11 protein-coding genes and 1 pseudogene are annotated in these 18,092 nt (G+C 62.4%); 6 read left to right on the top strand and 6 right to left on the bottom strand.

Annotated features, from left to right (window positions below; genetic code table 11):
• Nucleotides 1–2 precede the first annotated feature (2 nt).
• Nucleotides 3–242, bottom strand: coding sequence for a sulfurtransferase TusA family protein (locus ACF8K2_RS22670; RefSeq protein ID WP_186555338.1), 240 nt, complete (start codon nucleotides 240–242; stop codon nucleotides 3–5).
• 120 nt (nucleotides 243–362) lie between these two features.
• Between ACF8K2_RS22670 and ACF8K2_RS22665 the strand changes: the two genes are divergently transcribed.
• Complete coding sequence (locus ACF8K2_RS22665) at nucleotides 363–1,796, top strand: M48 family metalloprotease (protein ID WP_368973081.1); 1,434 nt, start codon at nucleotides 363–365, stop codon at nucleotides 1,794–1,796.
• Between the two features lie 102 nt (nucleotides 1,797–1,898).
• On the opposite strand, the gene nadA is transcribed toward ACF8K2_RS22665, so the two are convergent.
• Both nadA and ACF8K2_RS22655 read right to left on the bottom strand, forming a co-directional pair.
• Nucleotides 1,899–2,957, bottom strand: coding sequence for a quinolinate synthase NadA (nadA, locus tag ACF8K2_RS22660; protein WP_186555340.1), 1,059 nt, complete (start codon nucleotides 2,955–2,957; stop codon nucleotides 1,899–1,901).
• Nucleotides 2,958–3,264: 307 nt separating this feature from the next.
• Nucleotides 3,265–4,782 (bottom strand): YdgA family protein, encoded by a 1,518-nt coding sequence (locus tag ACF8K2_RS22655; protein ID WP_392467727.1) that lies wholly within the window; start codon nucleotides 4,780–4,782, stop codon nucleotides 3,265–3,267.
• 239 nt (nucleotides 4,783–5,021) lie between these two features.
• Here ACF8K2_RS22655 and ACF8K2_RS22650 point away from each other — a divergent pair, with 239 nt between their 5' ends.
• The 5 genes and pseudogenes from ACF8K2_RS22650 (at nucleotide 5,022) to ACF8K2_RS22630 (ending at nucleotide 13,117) form a co-directional block, all read left to right on the top strand.
• Nucleotides 5,022–8,180, top strand: coding sequence for a glycosyltransferase family 32 protein (locus tag ACF8K2_RS22650; protein WP_392467723.1), 3,159 nt, complete (start codon nucleotides 5,022–5,024; stop codon nucleotides 8,178–8,180).
• Between the two features lie 337 nt (nucleotides 8,181–8,517).
• Nucleotides 8,518–9,870, top strand: a complete 1,353-nt coding sequence (locus ACF8K2_RS22645) for an APC family permease (RefSeq protein WP_392467721.1) — start codon at nucleotides 8,518–8,520, stop codon at nucleotides 9,868–9,870.
• Nucleotides 9,871–9,931: 61 nt separating this feature from the next.
• Nucleotides 9,932–11,200, top strand: a pseudogene (locus ACF8K2_RS22640) (HAMP domain-containing protein); the annotation flags it as partial.
• Between the two features lie 102 nt (nucleotides 11,201–11,302).
• A complete protein-coding gene (locus ACF8K2_RS22635) occupies nucleotides 11,303–12,058 on the top strand; it encodes a methyl-accepting chemotaxis protein (RefSeq protein WP_372353331.1) in 756 nt (251 codons plus the stop codon).
• Between the two features lie 99 nt (nucleotides 12,059–12,157).
• Complete coding sequence (locus ACF8K2_RS22630) at nucleotides 12,158–13,117, top strand: cation diffusion facilitator family transporter (RefSeq protein ID WP_392467720.1); 960 nt, start codon at nucleotides 12,158–12,160, stop codon at nucleotides 13,115–13,117.
• A gap of 6 nt (nucleotides 13,118–13,123) precedes the next feature.
• Here the strand turns inward: ACF8K2_RS22630 and ACF8K2_RS22625 are convergent, their stop codons facing one another.
• Genes ACF8K2_RS22625 through ACF8K2_RS22615 form a run of 3 tightly spaced genes read right to left on the bottom strand, consistent with a single transcriptional unit; the run spans nucleotide 13,124 to nucleotide 17,855 of the window.
• Nucleotides 13,124–14,473, bottom strand: a complete 1,350-nt coding sequence (locus tag ACF8K2_RS22625) for a TolC family protein (RefSeq protein ID WP_392467718.1) — start codon at nucleotides 14,471–14,473, stop codon at nucleotides 13,124–13,126.
• Nucleotides 14,470–16,602: a peptidase domain-containing ABC transporter gene (locus ACF8K2_RS22620; RefSeq protein WP_392467716.1), complete on the bottom strand. Its 2,133-nt coding sequence runs from the start codon at nucleotides 16,600–16,602 to the stop codon at nucleotides 14,470–14,472. Before ACF8K2_RS22620 ends, ACF8K2_RS22625 begins: the two co-directional genes overlap by 4 nt.
• Complete coding sequence (locus ACF8K2_RS22615; RefSeq protein ID WP_186555348.1) at nucleotides 16,599–17,855, bottom strand: HlyD family secretion protein; 1,257 nt, start codon at nucleotides 17,853–17,855, stop codon at nucleotides 16,599–16,601. The genes ACF8K2_RS22620 and ACF8K2_RS22615 overlap by 4 nt, the downstream gene beginning before the upstream one ends.
• Nucleotides 17,856–18,092 lie beyond the last annotated feature (237 nt).

The raw sequence follows: 18,092 nt of genomic DNA, 5'->3' as shown, positions 1-18,092 counted from the left end.
ACTCAGGCCTTGCGCAGCCAGTAGGTATAAATGCCGGACTCGGCTGTTTCATGCAGCAGGGTATGACCGGACAAGCGGGCAAAAGTGCTGAAGTCGCGCTGCGAACCTGCATCGGTGGCGATCACCTTGAGCACCGCGCCACTGGCCAGGCGATTGAGTTCCATCTTGGCCTTGAGCAGCGGCAATGGGCAGTTCAGACCACTGGCGTCGAGTTCGGCGTCGCAGGTCAGGCTATCGATCATTCGCGGGGCTCCTGGCGAGGGCAACAGTGCATGGCAGACAAGACTCGTAGGATACCGCCACTGGTCGCCAAGGTGTGAGCCAGCTACAGTACGGACTTTGATCCGACGCGAGCTTCGTGCATGAATCTACTGCGCCCCACCCTGCTGACGCTGGCCTGCCTGCTGGCCCTGCCCGGCCATGCTGACGACCTGCCGTCACTGGGCGATGCCAGTTCCGCGATCGTTTCCCCACAGCAGGAGCATGAGCTGGGCCGCGCCTGGCTGAGCTTGCTGCGCGGCAACGTCAGGCAACTGAACGACCCGCAGCTCAAGGACTACGTCGAAACCAGCGTGTACAAGCTGGCCGAAACCAGCCAGTTGCAAGACCGGCGCCTGGAATTCATCCTGATCGACAGCCGTGAGCTCAACGCGTTTGCCGCACCCGGCGGAATCGTCGGGGTCAACGGCGGGCTGTTCCTCAATGCCCAGAGCGAAGGTGAATACGCCTCGGTACTGGCTCACGAACTGGCGCACTTGTCGCAGCGCCACTTTGCCCGTGGAGTCGAGGCGCAACAGCGCATGCAGCTGCCGATGATGGCCGCGCTGCTGGCCGGTATCGTCCTGGCTGCGGGCGGTGGTGGTGACGCCGGCATTGGCTTGATCGCTGGCACCCAGGCGGCGGCAATCCAGGAGCAACGGCGTTTCTCCCGGCAGAACGAGCAGGAAGCCGACCGCATCGGCATCCAGAACCTGGAAAAAGCCGGCTATGACCCGCGCACCATGCCGAGCATGTTCGAGCGGCTGGCCCGTCAGTATCGCTACGGTGCCAAGCCGCCGGAGTTCCTGCTGACTCACCCGGTGACCGAGTCGCGTATCGCCGACACCCGCAACCGTGCCGAGCAGATGCCCAAAGGCGGCGTTGAAGACAGCCTGCGCTATCAGTTGATCCGCGCCCGCGTCGCCTTGACCTATGAGGAAACACCGGGGCTGGCAGCCAAGCGCTTCCGCGACCAGCTCGACCAAAACCCTAACCTGGATGCTGCACGCTATGGCCTGGCCCTGGCGCAGATCAAGGGCGGGCGGCTCAACGAAGCACGCGAGAACCTCAAGCCGCTGCTGGCCAAGGCGCCTAACGACATCACCTACAATCTGGCCCAGGTTGACCTGGACATCACCAACAACCGCCTGGCCGATGCACAGCAGCGCATTGAAAAGCTGCGCGGACTGTATCCGAACAACTACCCCCTGCAGCAGGCGCGGGCTGATCTTTTGATCAAGCAGAGCAAGCCGGCTGAAGCGGAGAAAGTGCTGGATGACCTGGTCAAGAAGCGTCCGGATGATCCGGATGTCTGGTACGAGGTGGCTGAGGTGCGTGGGCTGTCGGGCAATACCATTGGCTTGCATCGGGCACGCGCCGAGTACTTCACCTTGGTGGGTGACTTTGACCAGGCGGTGCAGCAGCTTGATTTCGCCAAGCGCCGGGCGGGGAGCAACTTCCCGCTGGCCTCCCAGATCGATGCCCGGCAGCGGCAGATCCTGGAGCAGCAGCGGATGGTCAAGGACATGATGCGCTAAGGCTCTACAACCCATCGCGGGGCAAGCCCGCTCCCACGCTCAACCCTGTATCGTAGGGTGAGCGTGGGAGCGGGCTTGCCCCGCGATTGCTTACTGAAGACCTCAGGCGTTACCCGATAGCTTCAACCGCGCTGCCTGGGTGAAATCGAGCATCCGGTTGAGCGGCTTGATCGCTCGCGGAATCAACGCCGGATCAACGAAGATCTCGTTAGTGCCCTTCTGCAGGCAATCAAGGGTACGCTCCAGCGTGTTCATCGCCATCCACGGACAATGCGCACAGCTACGGCACGCGGCACCATTGCCCGCCGTCGGCGCGGCAACGAACTCTTTGTCCGGGCACAGCTGCTGCATCTTGTAGAAGATGCCGCTGTCGGTCGCGACGATGAAGGTCTTGTTCGGCAGGGTCTGCGCGGCCTTGATCAGCTGGCTGGTGGAGCCCACCGCATCGGCCAGGTCGATCACCGACTCGGGCGACTCCGGGTGTACCAGGATCGCCGCATCGGGATACAGCGCCTTCATGTCGGCCAGCTGGCGCGACTTGAATTCTTCGTGAACGATGCACGCGCCATCCCACAGCAGCATGTCGGCGCCGGTTTTTTTCTGGATGTAGCGGCCCAGGTGCTGGTCTGGACCCCAGATAATGGTTTCGCCGTTGTCCATCAAGGTCTCGACGATTTCCAGCGCGCAGCTGGAAGTCACGACCCAGTCGGCCCGCGCTTTGACCGCTGCCGAGGTGTTGGCATAGACCACCACGGTACGTTCGGGGTGCTTGTCGCAGAACGCCGAGAACTCTTCCACCGGGCAGCCCAGGTCGAGCGAGCAGGTCGCTTCCAGGGTTGGCATCAGGATGCGTTTTTCCGGGGTGAGGATCTTGGCGGTCTCGCCCATGAAGCGCACGCCGGCGACGATCACCGTGTCGGCGGGGTGGTTCTTGCCGAAACGGGCCATTTCCAGGGAGTCGGACACACAGCCGCCGGTCTCTTCGGCCAGCGCCTGGATCACCGGATCACAGTAGAAATGGGCGACCAGGACGGCGTTCTGGGCCTTGAGTTCGGCGGCGATGGCCGCACGGTACTCGGCCTCCTGCGCGGGGGTCAGGGGGTTGGGCTGCTTGGCATCAAGGTGGGCTTGAACCAACAGGCGTTCGGAAATCTGGGTCATGATCGCTGGACCTGCGGGCGCGCGTGCGCGTCAGTCGAGTGTATCACCCGGCCCTGGCAGATCGGCTAGTGGTGCCGGACGGCAGGCACGCCGTCGCGGCCCTCTGCGGGCGCGGATTATTATCGCGCCGAAGGCTACAGACAATCAGGTCAATGCAAAAGCGATTTTTGTGACAGTCACCCCGGGGCCAGCCAGCAGTTGGTGATGCCAGCCGTTGTGGCCTCATCGCGGGGCAAGCCCGCTCCCACAGGATTGGCGTTGACCGACCGGCTAGCGCCATTGCTGTGGGAAGCGGTTTGCCTGCCAATCAGCCTTGCGGCGACAGCGCGGCCAGATGCGCGCCGAGGATCATCGCGAACTCCTCGACCGTCATTTTCTTGCCGTTGAAGTCGACCATGCCGTCGGCATAGTGCAAGTTGGACACCACGTCATTGCCCTGCACAGTGGCCATGCCACTTTGCAGCGCCATCATGCCGACCATCTCGCCTGCCTGGCTCGATTGCTGGGCAATCGCTTGGGCGTCGGTCTGTCCTTCGAGCAGCGCCTGCAGCGTTGCCAGGTCGCCGATCATCGGCTTGGACAACGACAGCTGGCTCTTCAACTGGCTGACCAGCTGCTTGCCCAGTTGATCAGGCGGCAGGTCGAACGAGCTTGGGTTGGAGAAATCCAGCGCCAGGCTGAAACGGCTCTCGCCATTGGCCGTCTTGAACGACAGTTGCTCCAGCGCCAGCTTCGGCTTGGCGGCGAGGATCTTCTGCAAGTCGGCCTGCACCTTGGCCTTCTCTTCTTCGGTCATGTCGAAGGTCGGGAATGGCTGGCCGGCCGCCTGGGCTTGCTGCATTTCTTGCACTTCAGGCAGCTTGGTCTGGTACCACTCGGCCAGCGACTGGAATGCCGGAATGTCGATCGACTTGACCGTTACCACCATCTGCCCACTGCCAACCGCACGGCCGGCATAGCTGATGTCGTTGACCTTGTACTCGATGCGCCCGCCCATGGTGTCCGGGCCTTCGGCGCTATACAGGTTGTTCTGCTCCAACCCCTTGAGCAGCAGCACCTCATGCTTAGGCCCCAGGGTTGCCTGGGCTTGTGCCAGGGCCAGGTCAAGGTTACCGACATACACCAGGTCATGGCCGGTGCTGGCCAGGTCGCCACCGATCTTCAGGCCTTCGAACTTGAAGGTAGCGGGCGGATGATCATCACCGACCAGTTTCATTTCCAGGCGCTCGGCAGTGCCGTGGATCTTCACCGCCTTGCCTTGCTCATCGCCGCTAAGCTGCAACTGCATGCCGGAGAAGTCCAGGGTGTTGCCGTTGTCTTCGTTGAGCTTGAGCGGCGCCAGGCGGATATCGCTGTCGATACTCCCGGCGTAGCCGAGGCTGACCTGGCCGGTCACTGGCGGCTGATCGCCGGCTGCGGCGAACCAGGCGGCGGTGAAGTCATCTTTCTCCAGCGCGCTATTGCTGGTGGCCAGGACCGGCATCAACTTCAATGCCTTGACCCGCGACCACGGAAACGGGCCGTGCTCGATCTGGTCGACGATACCCACGTCAAAGCTCAGTGGCGCGCCCTCGCCCAGCCACACATCCTTGGCCTTGAGCCGGTAATGCGCAGTACTGGTAAAGAAGTGCTGCTCCAACGAGGCCAGCTCAAGGGTCATGCTGCCGCCCGTGCCGGCCACGGCCTTCTTCAGTTCTTGGTTGGCACGGCTGACGGAACTGTCCAACTGGGCAGGCAGTTGCTTGCCGGTGTACCAGGCGCCAGCGGTGACTGCGACGGCGATGGCGACCGCCAGGCCGGAAAGGATGCCTACTGATTTCTTCATGAATTGAACCGATTGCTGTCCATAGGGGGGAGTGGGCGACTCGCTTGACGAAAATCGCGAGGGCTAAGATTACACTGTCAGGCCGCGTCTGGCGGGACAATTTGGCCAAGCAAATGGCGTCAGGGCATGACAGCATTCGCCCGCCATCACCGGACAAAGGTGCGGTAACTATCTACCGTGCACAGCTTGCCCATCCAGCACACGCTCAATTTCCCTAGTTGTTATTCAGGAAGACCGACGTGAGCTACCAGCCGACTTTTCCAGAGTACCCTGCACTGGGTGAGCCCTTCTCGCCCGAACCTGCTACCCAGCCCGACACCTCCTTCAGCCGCGGCCAACACGCTTTGCTATCGATTATTCCCGCCGCGCCCGAACAGGATGAAGATGTGCTGCTGTCGATCAAGCAAGTATTCGACCGGGAACAGGTGAGCCTAGAGACACCCCTGGACTACGCCGACCAGCAGATTCGCAAATACCTTGAGCAGCACGACATAGACGATGATCCAGAAGATTTGATCCTGGCCACGCTTTACCTGCACCTGGTTAACATCACCCCAGGCCCATGGCAGGCACAGGTGGCCCATGCCATGACCCTGCCGCAAGCATTGATCGGCAACTGGCAGCAACGGGGCAGTGGCTCATGGTCAGATCACCTCGGCTACCCCATGACCTGGAGCAAGAACGGCTATGCGGTTAGCGCACTGGTAAACCTCAGCGACGGCCAATTGGCCGATTCGCGCTCATACGATGGCGTGTACCGGCGTAGCTCGCCGCAGGTTTACGACGCCTCGAACCAGGTAGACCTGGACCCAGCAGCGTTTCTCGAATTCGTTTGGAATGCGCAGTTGCAAGCGCATTATCTGACCCACCTCAACCGCTTCTGGACCGAACACGAAAGTACCTATCACCTGATGCTCAAGGGCAATGTGGTGCACGCCGCGCTGCTGCAACGTGAGGAGGGCTCGCTGAGCGCCGAGCATTCGGCACTGGTGCTCAAGAGCATGATGCTTCACCCCAATACCAGCTGGGAAAACACCTCCTATCGCTACTTTGCCGACAACCCGATTTCAACTCATCATACGATCGTTGAACTACGCATCTATGGCTATGCCGCGTCAGACATCATGGTATTCGGTGACAAGCGCAAAACCGACGTGGTGCTGTACATCCCCGGTAATTCCTCGCCCCTGCATGGTTTCACCAATACCCATGAGCTGCGCATATGGCTGCAGCAGCAATGTCGTGACCCACACAAACGAGCTTCCCTGGCCAGCCACTTCAGCTCTGCGGATCGTCTCGATGGCGCGTCTCTCAGCGGTGTGGATACTGCTCTTCGAGGCGTGGCTGCCTATCCGCGCATACTCGACCAGGCCACTGGGCTGTGGGTGCCGGACAAAATCATCAGCTTTGGCCCAACCCTGTATCCGTATCCCTTCACCTCTATGCGCAGGCAGATCAAGCAACGTTTCTACGCCGATGCCAGACACGACATCGCCACTCAAAGCGAGTACTACCGCAAGCAGCTGGCGCAAGGCCTGGAGGTGACGGTCAATGTCATCGGCGCAATTGCCCTGGCGCTGCCGGAGCTGGCACCGCTAGTCGCGGTACTCGGCGCTGGCCTGCTAGCGGTGGGCGTGGGCGAGATGAGCGCAGCCAAGAATGAGCAGGAAACGGTCGAAGGCATCGGTCGAGTGGCGTTCGGACTGCTCAATGCGCTGCCGCTAATCGGTGAAGCGTCACAGCTTGCCAGGTCCAAGGAAGTGCTCAGCGAAGAGCAGCTGGCTGCGACAGAGGCCGTAGAGCGAGCCCAGCAGCGTCAGGCCGAAAGAGCACAGCAGATAGTCCCTGAAGCCGCACCGCACGCTAACTGGCCGTTGATCGACGAGCTAAAAGTGCAGCGACCACAACTCGACAGCCTGCAACCGGAACTGCGCAACCAACTCACCCAGCTTAAAGCATCCTCCACGATACGCGTCACAGGCGGCGGCAAAGGCACCTTCCTGGACAACGGCAAACTGTATGTCAACATCCGCCATGATGTGTATCGGGTCGAGTGGCTGGAGCACGAGCAGCAGCTGCGGATTCGCTCGGCAGACGATCCACGCGAGTGGGGGCCGTTCCTGAAGGCGACCGAAGACGGCTACTGGGACATCGAGTTGCGCTTCGGACTGCGCGGCGGCAACCCCTCTTTCACCACGATCAGCAGTCCGCCCCTGCCAACGCGGGTCGTTGAGGGTATACAACGTCAGCCTCTGGTACCGAGAGTGGAGGTCACGGTGCCGTTGGATGACATCATCGAGGAGCGCACTCATTTCTACGTGCGCCTGAAAATCCAGAAAGCCGGCGAGGCGGACATCATTGAGGATGAGGTCCCAGTCTTCTACGACGCCGATGCTGCTGCCTGGCGCACCCTTAACGGTGATTACGCATGGCGAGAAGAGCCGTTGTTGCAAACCAAGGTCCGCTGGAAAACGGGCACGGCTAGAGACTTCGAACGCGTGCGCCACCGGCTCCCGGCAGAAAACCACTTCATCGAGTACAGATTCCCTGACCTGCCTCAGCTACCGCAGCAAACCACGCCGGTTAAGAACGAGATACACATGATCTGGGTCGGGGAAAACAGGCTTCCCGCCAATTTGAGCTGGAATATCAGGGAGAACGCCGATAACGCTTACTACCGTTTCATCCTTCATGTAGACGGCGGTGCACCGACGCTTGCGGCAATACGCCAGTCGCTCGAAGCAACCAGCGTTGAAGTCCGCAGCCTGCACGATCAACCCTTCTTCAAGCAGTTCATCAACAGCTCCGAAGGCGACGGTTTCAACTACTTCCGCAGCCCTGACAGCCCGGCAGGTAATCTGGCCGCGGCTGCGGATTTCCTGCGCTATAGGCTGATCTATGAATATGGCGGGATTTATATGGATGTCGATGACAATCTTGTCTCGGTCATTGCTAAAGAGTTGCCGGCGGCGCCGCACGATGTACTGCTGGGTAATCGTTTTCGAATGCCATGGAACGGTAATAAGCTGATCGGCAACGCCCATTTCGCCAGCCACGCAAAAAACCCAGTACTGAAAAAAATCCTCGAGACTGCCAATCAACGATTCCGTCTATTATCCGAGGCATTCAAGACAACCCTCCGCATCAAGACAGCTGAAGCGCTCCACCGGTTCATGAGCACGATTTCTGAAGTGTGTGGCCCCAGGGCACTGAATGACGTGCTACTCGCACACCGGCCTGACTACGCGAAGCTGATCGAGTACATCAAGGCGCAGGCCAACATAAGCTCCAGAGAATATGAACGCTGGCACACCGCAGCGTTAGACCACTACTTCCCATTCAGGCTTGACGGCCCTGTGCCGATTAAAGCCGGCAGCGCACACACCTGGGACGTCTAGAGCGGATGAGAGTCGCCTGGCTGGGGAGCAGCCAGGCGAACCAGGCGAACGTTTTTTTTTACACAAGAATCTACCACTCCTCGAAAACCCTTCTATAAATGGTCAAAATAACCAGTTTTTTTTCGATAAAAATCTAATTCAACTGTCGACCGTCATGTTTAACTTGACACCCTCTGCCCCCCCGTTGATTATTTTTCCCGCCTCGCAATACCCGCCTCCGCTCACAGGAGGCGTCACGCCGCTCCAACATAAAAGGTGAACAATATGGAGCTCATCCGCTTGACCTTGCCGTGCCCGCACGCCGCGTCCGCTGTCCATGCCCAGGAGCCCCGCCAGCATGCAGCATGACCAGAGCACCTCGGCAAACAGCCAGTTTCGCAAGTCCCTGCGCCTTTGGCAGGTCGTGATCATTGGCCTGGCGTACCTCACCCCAATGACCGTATTCGACACCTTCGGCATCGTCTCCGGGATCACCGCCGGGCACGTGCCCAGTGCCTATATCCTGGCGCTGCTCGGCGTGCTGTTCACCGCCGTGAGTTACGGCACCCTGGTGCGGCGCTTCCCACAGTCTGGTTCGGCTTACACCTATACCCAGCGGGCGATCAATCCGCACGTGGGCTTTCTGGTGGGTTGGTCGTCTTTGCTCGACTACCTGCTGCTGCCGATGGTCAATGCCTTGCTGGCCAAGCTCTACCTCTCGGCGATGTTCCCCGAAGTCCCGCAATGGATCTGGGTGGCCGGCTTCGTCACCCTGATCAGCCTGATCAATATGCGCAGCATCAACCTGGTGGCGCACTTCAACGCCCTGTTCGTGGCGGTGCAAGTGGTGATCATCGCGGTGTTCATCTACCTCTGCGTGCGCGGCCTGGACCACGGCGAGGGCATGGGCACCGCCTGGAGCCTGGCGCCGTTCGCGGATGCTCAGACCCAGTTCAGCGCACTGGCTGCCGGGGCGACGATCTTGTGCTTCTCGTTCCTGGGCTTCGATGCGGTGACCTGCCTGTCTGAAGAAACCCGCGACCCGGGCAAGACCATCCCACGGGCGATCTTCCTTACCGCGCTGATTGGCGGTGCGGTGTTTATCCTGGTGTCGTACTTCATCCAGGCGTACTTCCCGACCATGCAGCGCTTCCACGACCAGCAAGCGGCCCTGCCGGAGATCGCCCTGTACGTGGGCGGCAAGCTGTTCCAGTCGGTGTTCATCGCCTGCACGGTAATCAATACCATCGCCTCGGGGCTGGCCTCGCAGACCAGCGTGTCGCGCCTGCTGTATGTGATGGGTCGCGACAAAGTGATCCCCAGCGGGGTGTTCGCCCGCCTCCATTCGCGCTACCAGACCCCGGTACTGAACATTGCGGTGGTCGGCTTGATCGCGCTGTCGGCAATCTTCTTCGACCTGGTGACCGCCACCTCGGTGATCAACTTTGGCGCGCTGGTGGCGTTCAGCTTCGTCAACCTGTCGGTGATCAACCATTGCTACCTGCGCGAGAAGCGCAACAAGGGCCTGGCCAATCACCTCAAGTACCTGGTCCTGCCGACCATAGGTTTTTGCATCATCGTCTCGCTGTGGCTGGACCTCAACGAACACTCGCTACTGTTCGGTGGCGCCTGGGCGCTGGCCGGGCTGATCTACCTCGGTTGGCTGACCAAAGCCTTCCGGGTAGCACCGCCAAACTGCATCGCTGAATGACCACCCTGCCGACGCCCGCCTGATCGCGGGCGTTGCCCTTTTCTCGACAAGGAATGCTGCCATGCTGCTGCGCCGCCTCTCCATCCAGTGGAAGATCACCCTGCTCGCCGGCCTGTGCCTGCTGGTGATCGTCGCCCTGCTGGTGGCCACTTCGCTGACCCAGGCCCGACGCAGCGCGGCGCAGGTCTTCACGGCCAACACCGAATTGCTCGATCACAGCGCGCGCCTGCGCCTGCAAGCCCACGCTGAAACCCAAGCGCTGCGCATCCAGCGCTACTTCATGGATGCTTATCAATACGGCAATGGCTTTGCCCGCCTGGTGCAGGTGCTCAAGCAGCGTGGCGACGCCGATCTGCGCGCCGAGCTGACCACTCAGGCCCGCGCTGCCTTGTCCGGCAACCCAGACCTGATCGGCCTGTACCTGGTGTTCGCGCCCAATGCGCTCGACCAGCGCGACGCCAGCTTCGTCAATCACGATGCCCAGGGCAGCAACGACAGCGGCCGCTTCTCGCTGTACTGGTCGCAGCCACGTCCCGGCACTCTGGAGTCAGAGGCCATGCCCGAATCGATGCTGGCCGACACCAGCGTCGGCGCCAATGGCTCGCCCTACAACCGCTGGCTGACCTGCCCGCAGGAAACCGCCAAGGCCTGCGTGCTCGATCCGTACTTCGATGAGGTCAATGGCCGCCAGGTACTAATGACCAGTATTGCCCTGCCCTTGCTGGAAAACGGCAAGGTAGTCGGCGTGGTTGGCCTGGATATCGGCTTGGACAACTTGCAGCAACTGAGCCTGGCGGGACGTCAGGAATTGTTCGACGGCCAGGGCCAGGTCAGCATCGTCAGCCCGGTCGGGTTGCTCGCCGGACACAGCCGCGACAGTGCCCAGCTGAGCAAGACCCTGGAACAGACCTTTGGCCCGCAGGCGCACGAATTGCTCGCCAGCATGCGCGCAGGCCAACCGGTACAGCGCCTGGATGACGGCCAGATGCGCATCTCCCACCCGTTCGCTCCGATCCCCGGCGCTGCGCCCTGGCAGGTGCTGCTGGAGCTGCCGGAAGCGGTGTTGCAAGCCCCGGCGATTGCCCTCAACCAACGCCTGGACGCACACAATCAAGCCGCCAATGTCACCAGCCTGGTGATTGGCCTGGTGGCTGCGGTGCTGGGTCTGTTGCTGGTCTGGCTGACCGCCCGTGGCGTGACCCGGCCGATACTGGCCGTGGCCGAGCGCCTGCGCGACATCGCCAGTGGCGAAGGTGACCTGACCCGCCGCCTGGACTATGCCCGCCAGGACGAGCTGGGCCAATTGACCGGTTGGTTCAACCGCTTCCTGGACAAGCTGCAACCGGTGATCGCCCAGGTCAAAGGCTCGCTGCACGAAGCACGCGGCACTGCCGATCAGTCCGCCGCCATCGCCAGCCAGACCAGCAACGGCATGCAGCAACAACAACGCGAGATCGAACAGGTGGCCACCGCCGCCAACGAGATGAGTGCCACCGCCCAGGACGTCGCCCACAACGCAGCGCAGGCCGCGCAAGCGGCGCGCGGCGCTGATCAAGCCAGCCGTGAAGGCTTGCAACGGATCTCCGGCACCCGCCAAACCATCGTCCGCCTGGCCAGCGATATGGACGCTGCCATGGACGAGGCGCGGGCACTGGAGAGCCGCAGCGAGCAGATCGGCTCGGTGCTGGAGGTGATTCGCGCGATAGCCGAACAGACCAACCTGTTGGCCCTGAACGCCGCCATCGAAGCCGCCCGCGCCGGCGAAGCGGGACGCGGCTTTGCCGTGGTGGCCGATGAAGTACGCAACCTGGCCCAGCGCACCCAAGTGTCGGTGGAAGAGATTCGCCAGGTGATCGAAGGCCTGCAACAGGGTACTCGCGATGTGGTCGGGGCCATGCACGAGGGCCAGCGCCAGGCTCAGGACAGTGCCAGCCAGATGGAACAGGCCTTGCCTGCACTGCAGCGAATCGGTGAGGCTGTGGCGGTGATCACCGACATGAACCTGCAGATTGCCTCGGCTGCCGAGGAGCAGAGCGCAGTGGCTGAAGAGGTCAACCGCAACGTGGCGGGGATTCGTGATGTCACCGAGTCGCTGTCGGGCCAAGCCGATGAGTCGGCGCGGATCAGCCAGGCGTTGAACCGCTTGGCCAATCAGCAGCAAGCATTGATGGAACAGTTCCGCGTCTAGTCAGTGGCGGCCCTGCCTTGGCATCGTGGGAGCGGGCTTGCCCCGCGATAGGGCTGCCACTGACACCCACAGCACTAGCGCCTTAAAAGAGTTTTAGTTATGGAAACACCAAGCAAACCGGCATTCTTCGACATCACCAGCGAGCAAGGCCTGCTGCGCACCTCGATTGCCGTCACCCTGTTCATCGCCACCATCGGCATCGCCTTCGGCCTGGCCTCGGGCTCGTTCTCGATCGTCTTCGATGGCGTCTACTCGCTGGTCGACGCCAGCATGAGCGGCTTGTCGCTGGTGGTGGTCAAGCTGATCACTGCCCACGTCACCAGCAAACAAATGTCGCGCAAGCTGCGCGAGCGCTTCACCATGGGCTTCTGGCACCTGGAACCGATGGTACTGGCGCTCAATGGCATCCTGCTCAGTGGCGTTGCGGTCTATGCGCTGATCAACGCCGTGAGCAGCCTGCTCGAAGGCGGGCGCCATCTGGAGTTCGGTATTGCCTTGATCTACGCGGTGTTGACGGTGATCGCCTGTCTCACCATCGCCGTGGTCGAAGCACGGGCCAACCGCACACTCAACTCAGACTTCGTGCGCATGGACGTCAAGGGCTGGGTGATGTCGGCCAGCATCACCGCCGCGCTGTTGATCGCCTTCTGCGTCGGCTTTGCCATCCAGGGCACTGAGTGGCAGTGGATTTCGCCGTACATCGACCCGGCCGTGCTGGCCCTGGTGTGCCTGGTGATCATCCCGTTGCCATTATCGGTGGTGCGCCAGGCCATGGCCGAGATTTTCCTGGTGACGCCAAGCGATCTGAAACAACACGTCGACAGCGTGGCCCAGGCGTTCGTCGCCAAGCATGGCTTGCAGTCGTACCGCGCCTATGTGGCCAAGGTCGGGCGCTCGCGAGAGATCGAGCTGTACTTCATCGTGCCCACGACAATGGCCGCCAGAACCATCAGCGAGTGGGATGCCCTGCGCAACGAGATCGGCGATGCGGTCGGCGGCGAAGGGCCGGATCGCTGGATCACGGTCGTGTTCACTGGCGATCCGGAGTGGGCCGAATAGCCCTGCTTATTGCTGGCCCAATTGCCCAAGGTCGGCCGCCAGTTGCAGCCGGGCGGTGTACCAGTCGACCACCGCGGCAACCCGCCGCTGCTGCGCCGAGGCCAAATCGTTCTGGGCGTTGAGTAGCTCGATGATACTGCCGACCCCGGCCTTGTAGCGCCCCAGCGCAACCCGATGCGACTGGCTGGCGCTGCCGACCAGGCGGCGACTGATGGCCAGTGCGCGGGTTCGTGCATCGAGGGTCTGCCGGCTTCTCCATACACTTAGGGCAATCGCGCGCTCAGCCTGCTGCAAGTCCTGCTCGCGAGCGCCCGCTTCGTACTCGGCGGCACGCGCCCGGCGCCGGGCGAGAAAGCCATCGAAGATCGGCACCGTCACTTGCAAGCCGACACTCCAGGTCTCGATCTGCTGGCGCGAGGCGACCTGCTCGACGGGCGTGTCGTCATGTCGGTAGCTGCTGTACAGGGCGATCCGCGGGCGGCCCTCGGCCCTTTGCGCTTCTGCCCTGGCCAGGGTTGAAGACCATTCGGCGCGCGCCCTTTCAACCGACGGGTGAGTCAGGCGGGCCTGCTCCATCAAGGCATCGACACTGACCATGAACGCCTCCTCCTGCCCTTCAGGATCGTTGAGCGCCTCCAGCCGCAGCGGCGCTGAGGGCGACAGGTTCAGGGCACTGGCCAGCGCGCCTTGGGCGGTCGCCAGATCACCCTCGGCCAATACCCGCTCCAGCTGCGCCTGCTCGAAGGTGGTCTGCGCCTGCAAGCGGTCGGCCTGCTCGCCTGCGCCGGCCTGGTGCTTGGCAGTGGTGACCTTGAGGCTATCGGCAGCCAGCGATTCGATGCTGCGACGTGCCTCCAGCAGCGCGCCAGTGGCCTGCACTTGATAGAACGCCTTGCTGGTGTTGAGCACCACCTCCTGGATTTTCTCTACGCGGCTGCTGCTGGCGGCGTTGAGCAACTGGCGGGCGCTTTCGACCTTGGCCTTGCGCAGGCCGAAGTCATACAGCACCCAGCTCAGGTCCAGGCCATAGCTGCTGGTGCGCGCATCGAGGGTCGAATTGGCCTCGGAAAAGCCATCGTAACGGGTCTTGCGGTTGGCCCGGCCGCTACGGGCTACGCCTTGCACCGTCGGCCAGTACGCCGAACGCTCGGCATCCATGCTGGCCTGGCTGCTCAGCTGCGTCCGCCAGGCAGCCTCCACCTCGGGGTCGGCGCACAAGGCCATGGCCACTGCCTGCGACAGCGCCAGCGCCTGCCCAGCGCGCAGCGGCTCGGGGCAGGCCTGCACCGCCGCCGCTGCCGCTCCCGGCATACTCAACAAGGCCAGCATGCCCAGTAGCGCCCAGCGCCGATTCATAGGCTGCTGTCGGGCGTCGGCCCGACGTGAGCAATGCGCCCGTTGTGCAATGCCAGCACCCGTTGCGCCGAGCGAATGGTCTCGGGCCGGTGGGCGACGATCACCCGGGTGATGTTCAGCGACTGCAAAGCCTGGTTGACTGCCGCCTCGCGGTGAATATCGAGGTGGCTGGTGGCCTCGTCGAGAAACAGCAGCTTCGGCCGCCGATACAGTGCGCGAGCCAGCAGGATGCGCTGCTTCTGCCCGCCAGAAAGCACCGTGCCCATATCACCGACCAGGGTGTTGTAGGCCATTGGCATGCGGGCGATGTCATCGTGTACTGCCGCCAGGCGTGCGCACTGCTCGACCCAGGCCTGGTCAGTATCGCTGGCGAAGAAACTGATGTTGTCGCCAATGGAGCCGGCAAACAGCACATCGTCCTGCAGCACCGTGCTGCTGATCTGGCGCAGGCGCTCGAGGTTGTTGGCGTCGATCGGCTCGTCGTCGAGCAACACCTGGCCTTCGACCGGTGGCAGGATGCCAAGCATGACGTTGAGCAAGGTGGTCTTGCCGCATCCCGACGGGCCGACAATCGCCACTGACTCACCAGGTTCGATCGTCAGCGAGACGTCGTCGAGCACCCAGGGTTCATAGTCGGAATAGCGAAACCTGAGCTTGCGCACTTGCAGGCGCGGCACGCGCGCGCAGGCCGCGCTATCGGCGGGCAGCGGCGTTGGCCTGCGCTCGGCGCTTTGCAATACGATATCGGCCAGCCGCTCGCCATGCAGACGCAGCATCAGCACATCGACCAGCTTGTCGATCAGGCCCGCCACGCGGCCATTGAACTGGTCCTTGTAAGCGTTGAAGGCAATCAGCATACCGGCGCTGAATGCGCCGTCGATCACCAGCTTGGCGCCCAGCCAGATCACCAGCAGGGTCACACTGCCGAACAGCAAACCGTTGAACGCGCGGTACAACAGCTGGAGTTTCTGCGGGCGCAATCCGGCGTTGATCTCGTCGACCAGCAAGCCGCCCCAGACCGTGGCACGCTGCTCTTGATGGGCGAACAGCTTGATCGTGCGCACCCCGCGCAAGGTCTCGAGAAAGTAGCTCTGCTGCTTGGCAGCGCGCACCAGCTCCTCTTCACTGGCGCGGCGCAGCGGGCCGAACCAGGCCCAGCGCGCCAGCGCGTAGAGCAGCATGGCGGTGACGGCGATCAGCGCCAATGGCGGGCTGTAGAGAAACATCAGCACCAGCGTGACCACGGTCATCACGCCGTCGAGCAGCGCCTCGATGAACGAGGTCGTGAGGGTGCGCTGGATGGCCTTGAGCGAGCCGAAGCGGGAGATGATATCGCCCAGGTGACGGCGCTCGAAGAACGCCACCGGCAAGCGCACCAGGTGGCTGAACACATTGATCTGCCATTGCGCGCCGAGCAAGGTGCCCAGGTACATCAGTGCCCAGGAGCGGGCTAGCGACAGCGCCTGCTGGGCCACCAGCAACAGGCCAAAGCCGATGGCCAGTACCGCCAGCAGGTCCAGGTCGGCACTGACCAGCACCTTGTCGATCACCGTCTGCAAGAAAAACGGCGCGAGGATCATGCACAGCTCCAGCGCCGCCCCAAGCAGCAGGATGTGCCCGAGCACGCCACCAAAACCTTGCACCCGCCCAAGCAGACGGCGCAGTGGCAGCGGGGTTTTCGCCTGGCCTGGCTGGAAATCGGTTTCCGGCCATAGTTCCAAGGCGATACCCGTGAACGCCTCGGACACTTCCTGGCGGGTCAATCGACACAGGCCGCGGGCTGGGTCGTGAAGGGTCACGCCACGCGGGCCGACCTCCTTGAGCACCACGAAGTGATTGAAGTTCCAGTGCAGGATGCAGGGCAGCTTGAGTTGATCGAGCGCATCGAGTTCCAGGCGTAGCGGCCGAGTGGCCATCCCCAGCTGGCCGGCCATGGCCATCAGCTGCTTGAGGGTGGCGCCCTTCATCGAGGGCGAGAGCTTTTGCCGCAGGGAATACAGGTCGTGGACCTGGCCATGGTAGGCGGCGATCATCGCCAGGCAGGCCTGGCCGCATTCCGCCGCCTCGACCTGCAGAATCACCGGCAGCTTGCGACCCACGCCAAAGGTCAGGGATTGGGCAATGCTCACAGTCGTTTTCCTATGCCGCGCAGCGGTTCGAGCAGCCATTCATAGAGCGGCAGGTTTTCCAGCATGATGTCTGCGTCCAGCTGCATCCCTGAGCGCAGGCGCTCTTCCCGCCCGCGAGCAAACAGGCTTTGTCGCTCCAAGGTGACCCTGACCCGATACAGCGGCCCCTGCTCGCGCAGCTCGTCGGACACGGCGCCGACGGTCATGATCTCCTCGGCTGGCAGTGCGCTGCGCGACACCGAGGCGACCGTGCCACGGGCCAGGCCGAAATGCTGATAGGGGTAGGCCTGGTAACGCAGCATCACTGAATGACCTGGCCGCACGAACCCCGCCGAGCGGCTTGGCACATAGAGTTCGGCATACAGTTGGCTGTGCTGTGGCACCAGGCTGAACAATGGCCGACTGACATCGGCGCGGGCGCCATTGACCACGCCGATGGCGGTAACCTCGCCGGCGGCCGGTGCGGTAATGACGATCTGCCGCTTGACCTCACTCTCCAACAGGCTGCTTTCGCTTTCCAACAGACGCCGCTCGAGGTCGGCCAATTGCTTGGTCTGGTTGAACGGCAGCTCGGCCAGTTCAGCGCGCAAGGCGGCACTGTCGTTGCGCAAGGCCAGCAAGGAACGGTTGAGCTCTTCTGCGCGCAGGCGTACTTCCAATACCGCGTCCTGCTTGGCCTGGAGCAAGTCACGGGACACGAAGTCCTGGCGTTGCAGCTCGGCATAGCGCTCGGCGATGCCTTGCGCCAGGGTCAGGCGCTGGCCGGTCAGGGCGATTTGTGCGCTGACCTTGTCCTGCTCGCTCTGCAGCATCGCCAGACGTCGCTGCTTGCCCTCGCGCTCCTGCTGATGGAGCACACGGGTCTCGGCGATTTCATCGGTCAGGCTGCGGGTGCGCCGCTGGATCAGCCGACTGATGGCGACCTGATTGGCACCGGCCTCGCCGTTGTGGGTGTCACTGATCAGCGCCAGCAACGCGGCGCCCGCTTCCACCTGCTGGCCCTCGACCACCGCCAGGTCCTGGACCACGCCAACCTGCGGCGCGAACACCTTGATCAGCCCGGCCTCCGGCACCAACACCCCAGTAACCGCTTCGCGCCGGGTGTAGCTGGCAAAGCTGATGAACAAGGCCAAGACGATGCAGAACAGCAGCGCACACACCCCTGCCATGCGCAACGAGGGCGGCGAGACCAGCATGACGCTGCCCAGATCCTTGTCCCTGCCTGCTTGCAGAGCTTCCTTTCGAAATAGCATTCCCTGACCACGATCCTGGCGAACCCAAAAGTCGACCTCGCGACAAGACGCAACTACGAGGCCCTGCCAGCCTAAACAAGGGCGCGCCAGTCGACACTAGTACAGGTGGGCTATTGCCGGGGGGCTCAAAGCAGGTGCAAGCCATCGCAGAACACGGTGTGGCGCTGTGACATTAGGTCACCCGGGCTATTGCTGCACAGGCACTCGCCAGACACATTATTTCAGCAAGTCCTGGTG

Origin of the sequence: Pseudomonas sp. xss_2, from assembly GCF_043104195.1 — a bacterium.
GTDB classification, from domain to species: Bacteria; Pseudomonadota; Gammaproteobacteria; order Pseudomonadales; family Pseudomonadaceae; genus Aquipseudomonas; species Aquipseudomonas urmiensis.
This window is presented reverse-complemented; position numbering and strand designations above follow the sequence as displayed.

Bases quoted from the DNA above. Each gene is read 5' to 3' on its own strand.
- ACF8K2_RS22670 (WP_186555338.1), bottom strand. From the start codon at position 242: ATGATCGATAGCCTGACCTGCGACGCCGAACTCGACGCCAGTGGTCTG.
- ACF8K2_RS22665 (WP_368973081.1), top strand. From the start codon at position 363: ATGAATCTACTGCGCCCCACCCTGCTGACGCTGGCCTGCCTGCTGGCC.
- nadA (WP_186555340.1), bottom strand. From the start codon at position 2,957: ATGACCCAGATTTCCGAACGCCTGTTGGTTCAAGCCCACCTTGATGCC.
- ACF8K2_RS22655 (WP_392467727.1), bottom strand. From the start codon at position 4,782: ATGAAGAAATCAGTAGGCATCCTTTCCGGCCTGGCGGTCGCCATCGCC.
- ACF8K2_RS22645 (WP_392467721.1), top strand. From the start codon at position 8,518: ATGCAGCATGACCAGAGCACCTCGGCAAACAGCCAGTTTCGCAAGTCC.
- ACF8K2_RS22635 (WP_372353331.1), top strand. From the start codon at position 11,303: ATGCAGCAACAACAACGCGAGATCGAACAGGTGGCCACCGCCGCCAAC.
- ACF8K2_RS22630 (WP_392467720.1), top strand. From the start codon at position 12,158: ATGGAAACACCAAGCAAACCGGCATTCTTCGACATCACCAGCGAGCAA.
- ACF8K2_RS22625 (WP_392467718.1), bottom strand. From the start codon at position 14,473: ATGAATCGGCGCTGGGCGCTACTGGGCATGCTGGCCTTGTTGAGTATG.
- ACF8K2_RS22615 (WP_186555348.1), bottom strand. From the start codon at position 17,855: ATGCTATTTCGAAAGGAAGCTCTGCAAGCAGGCAGGGACAAGGATCTG.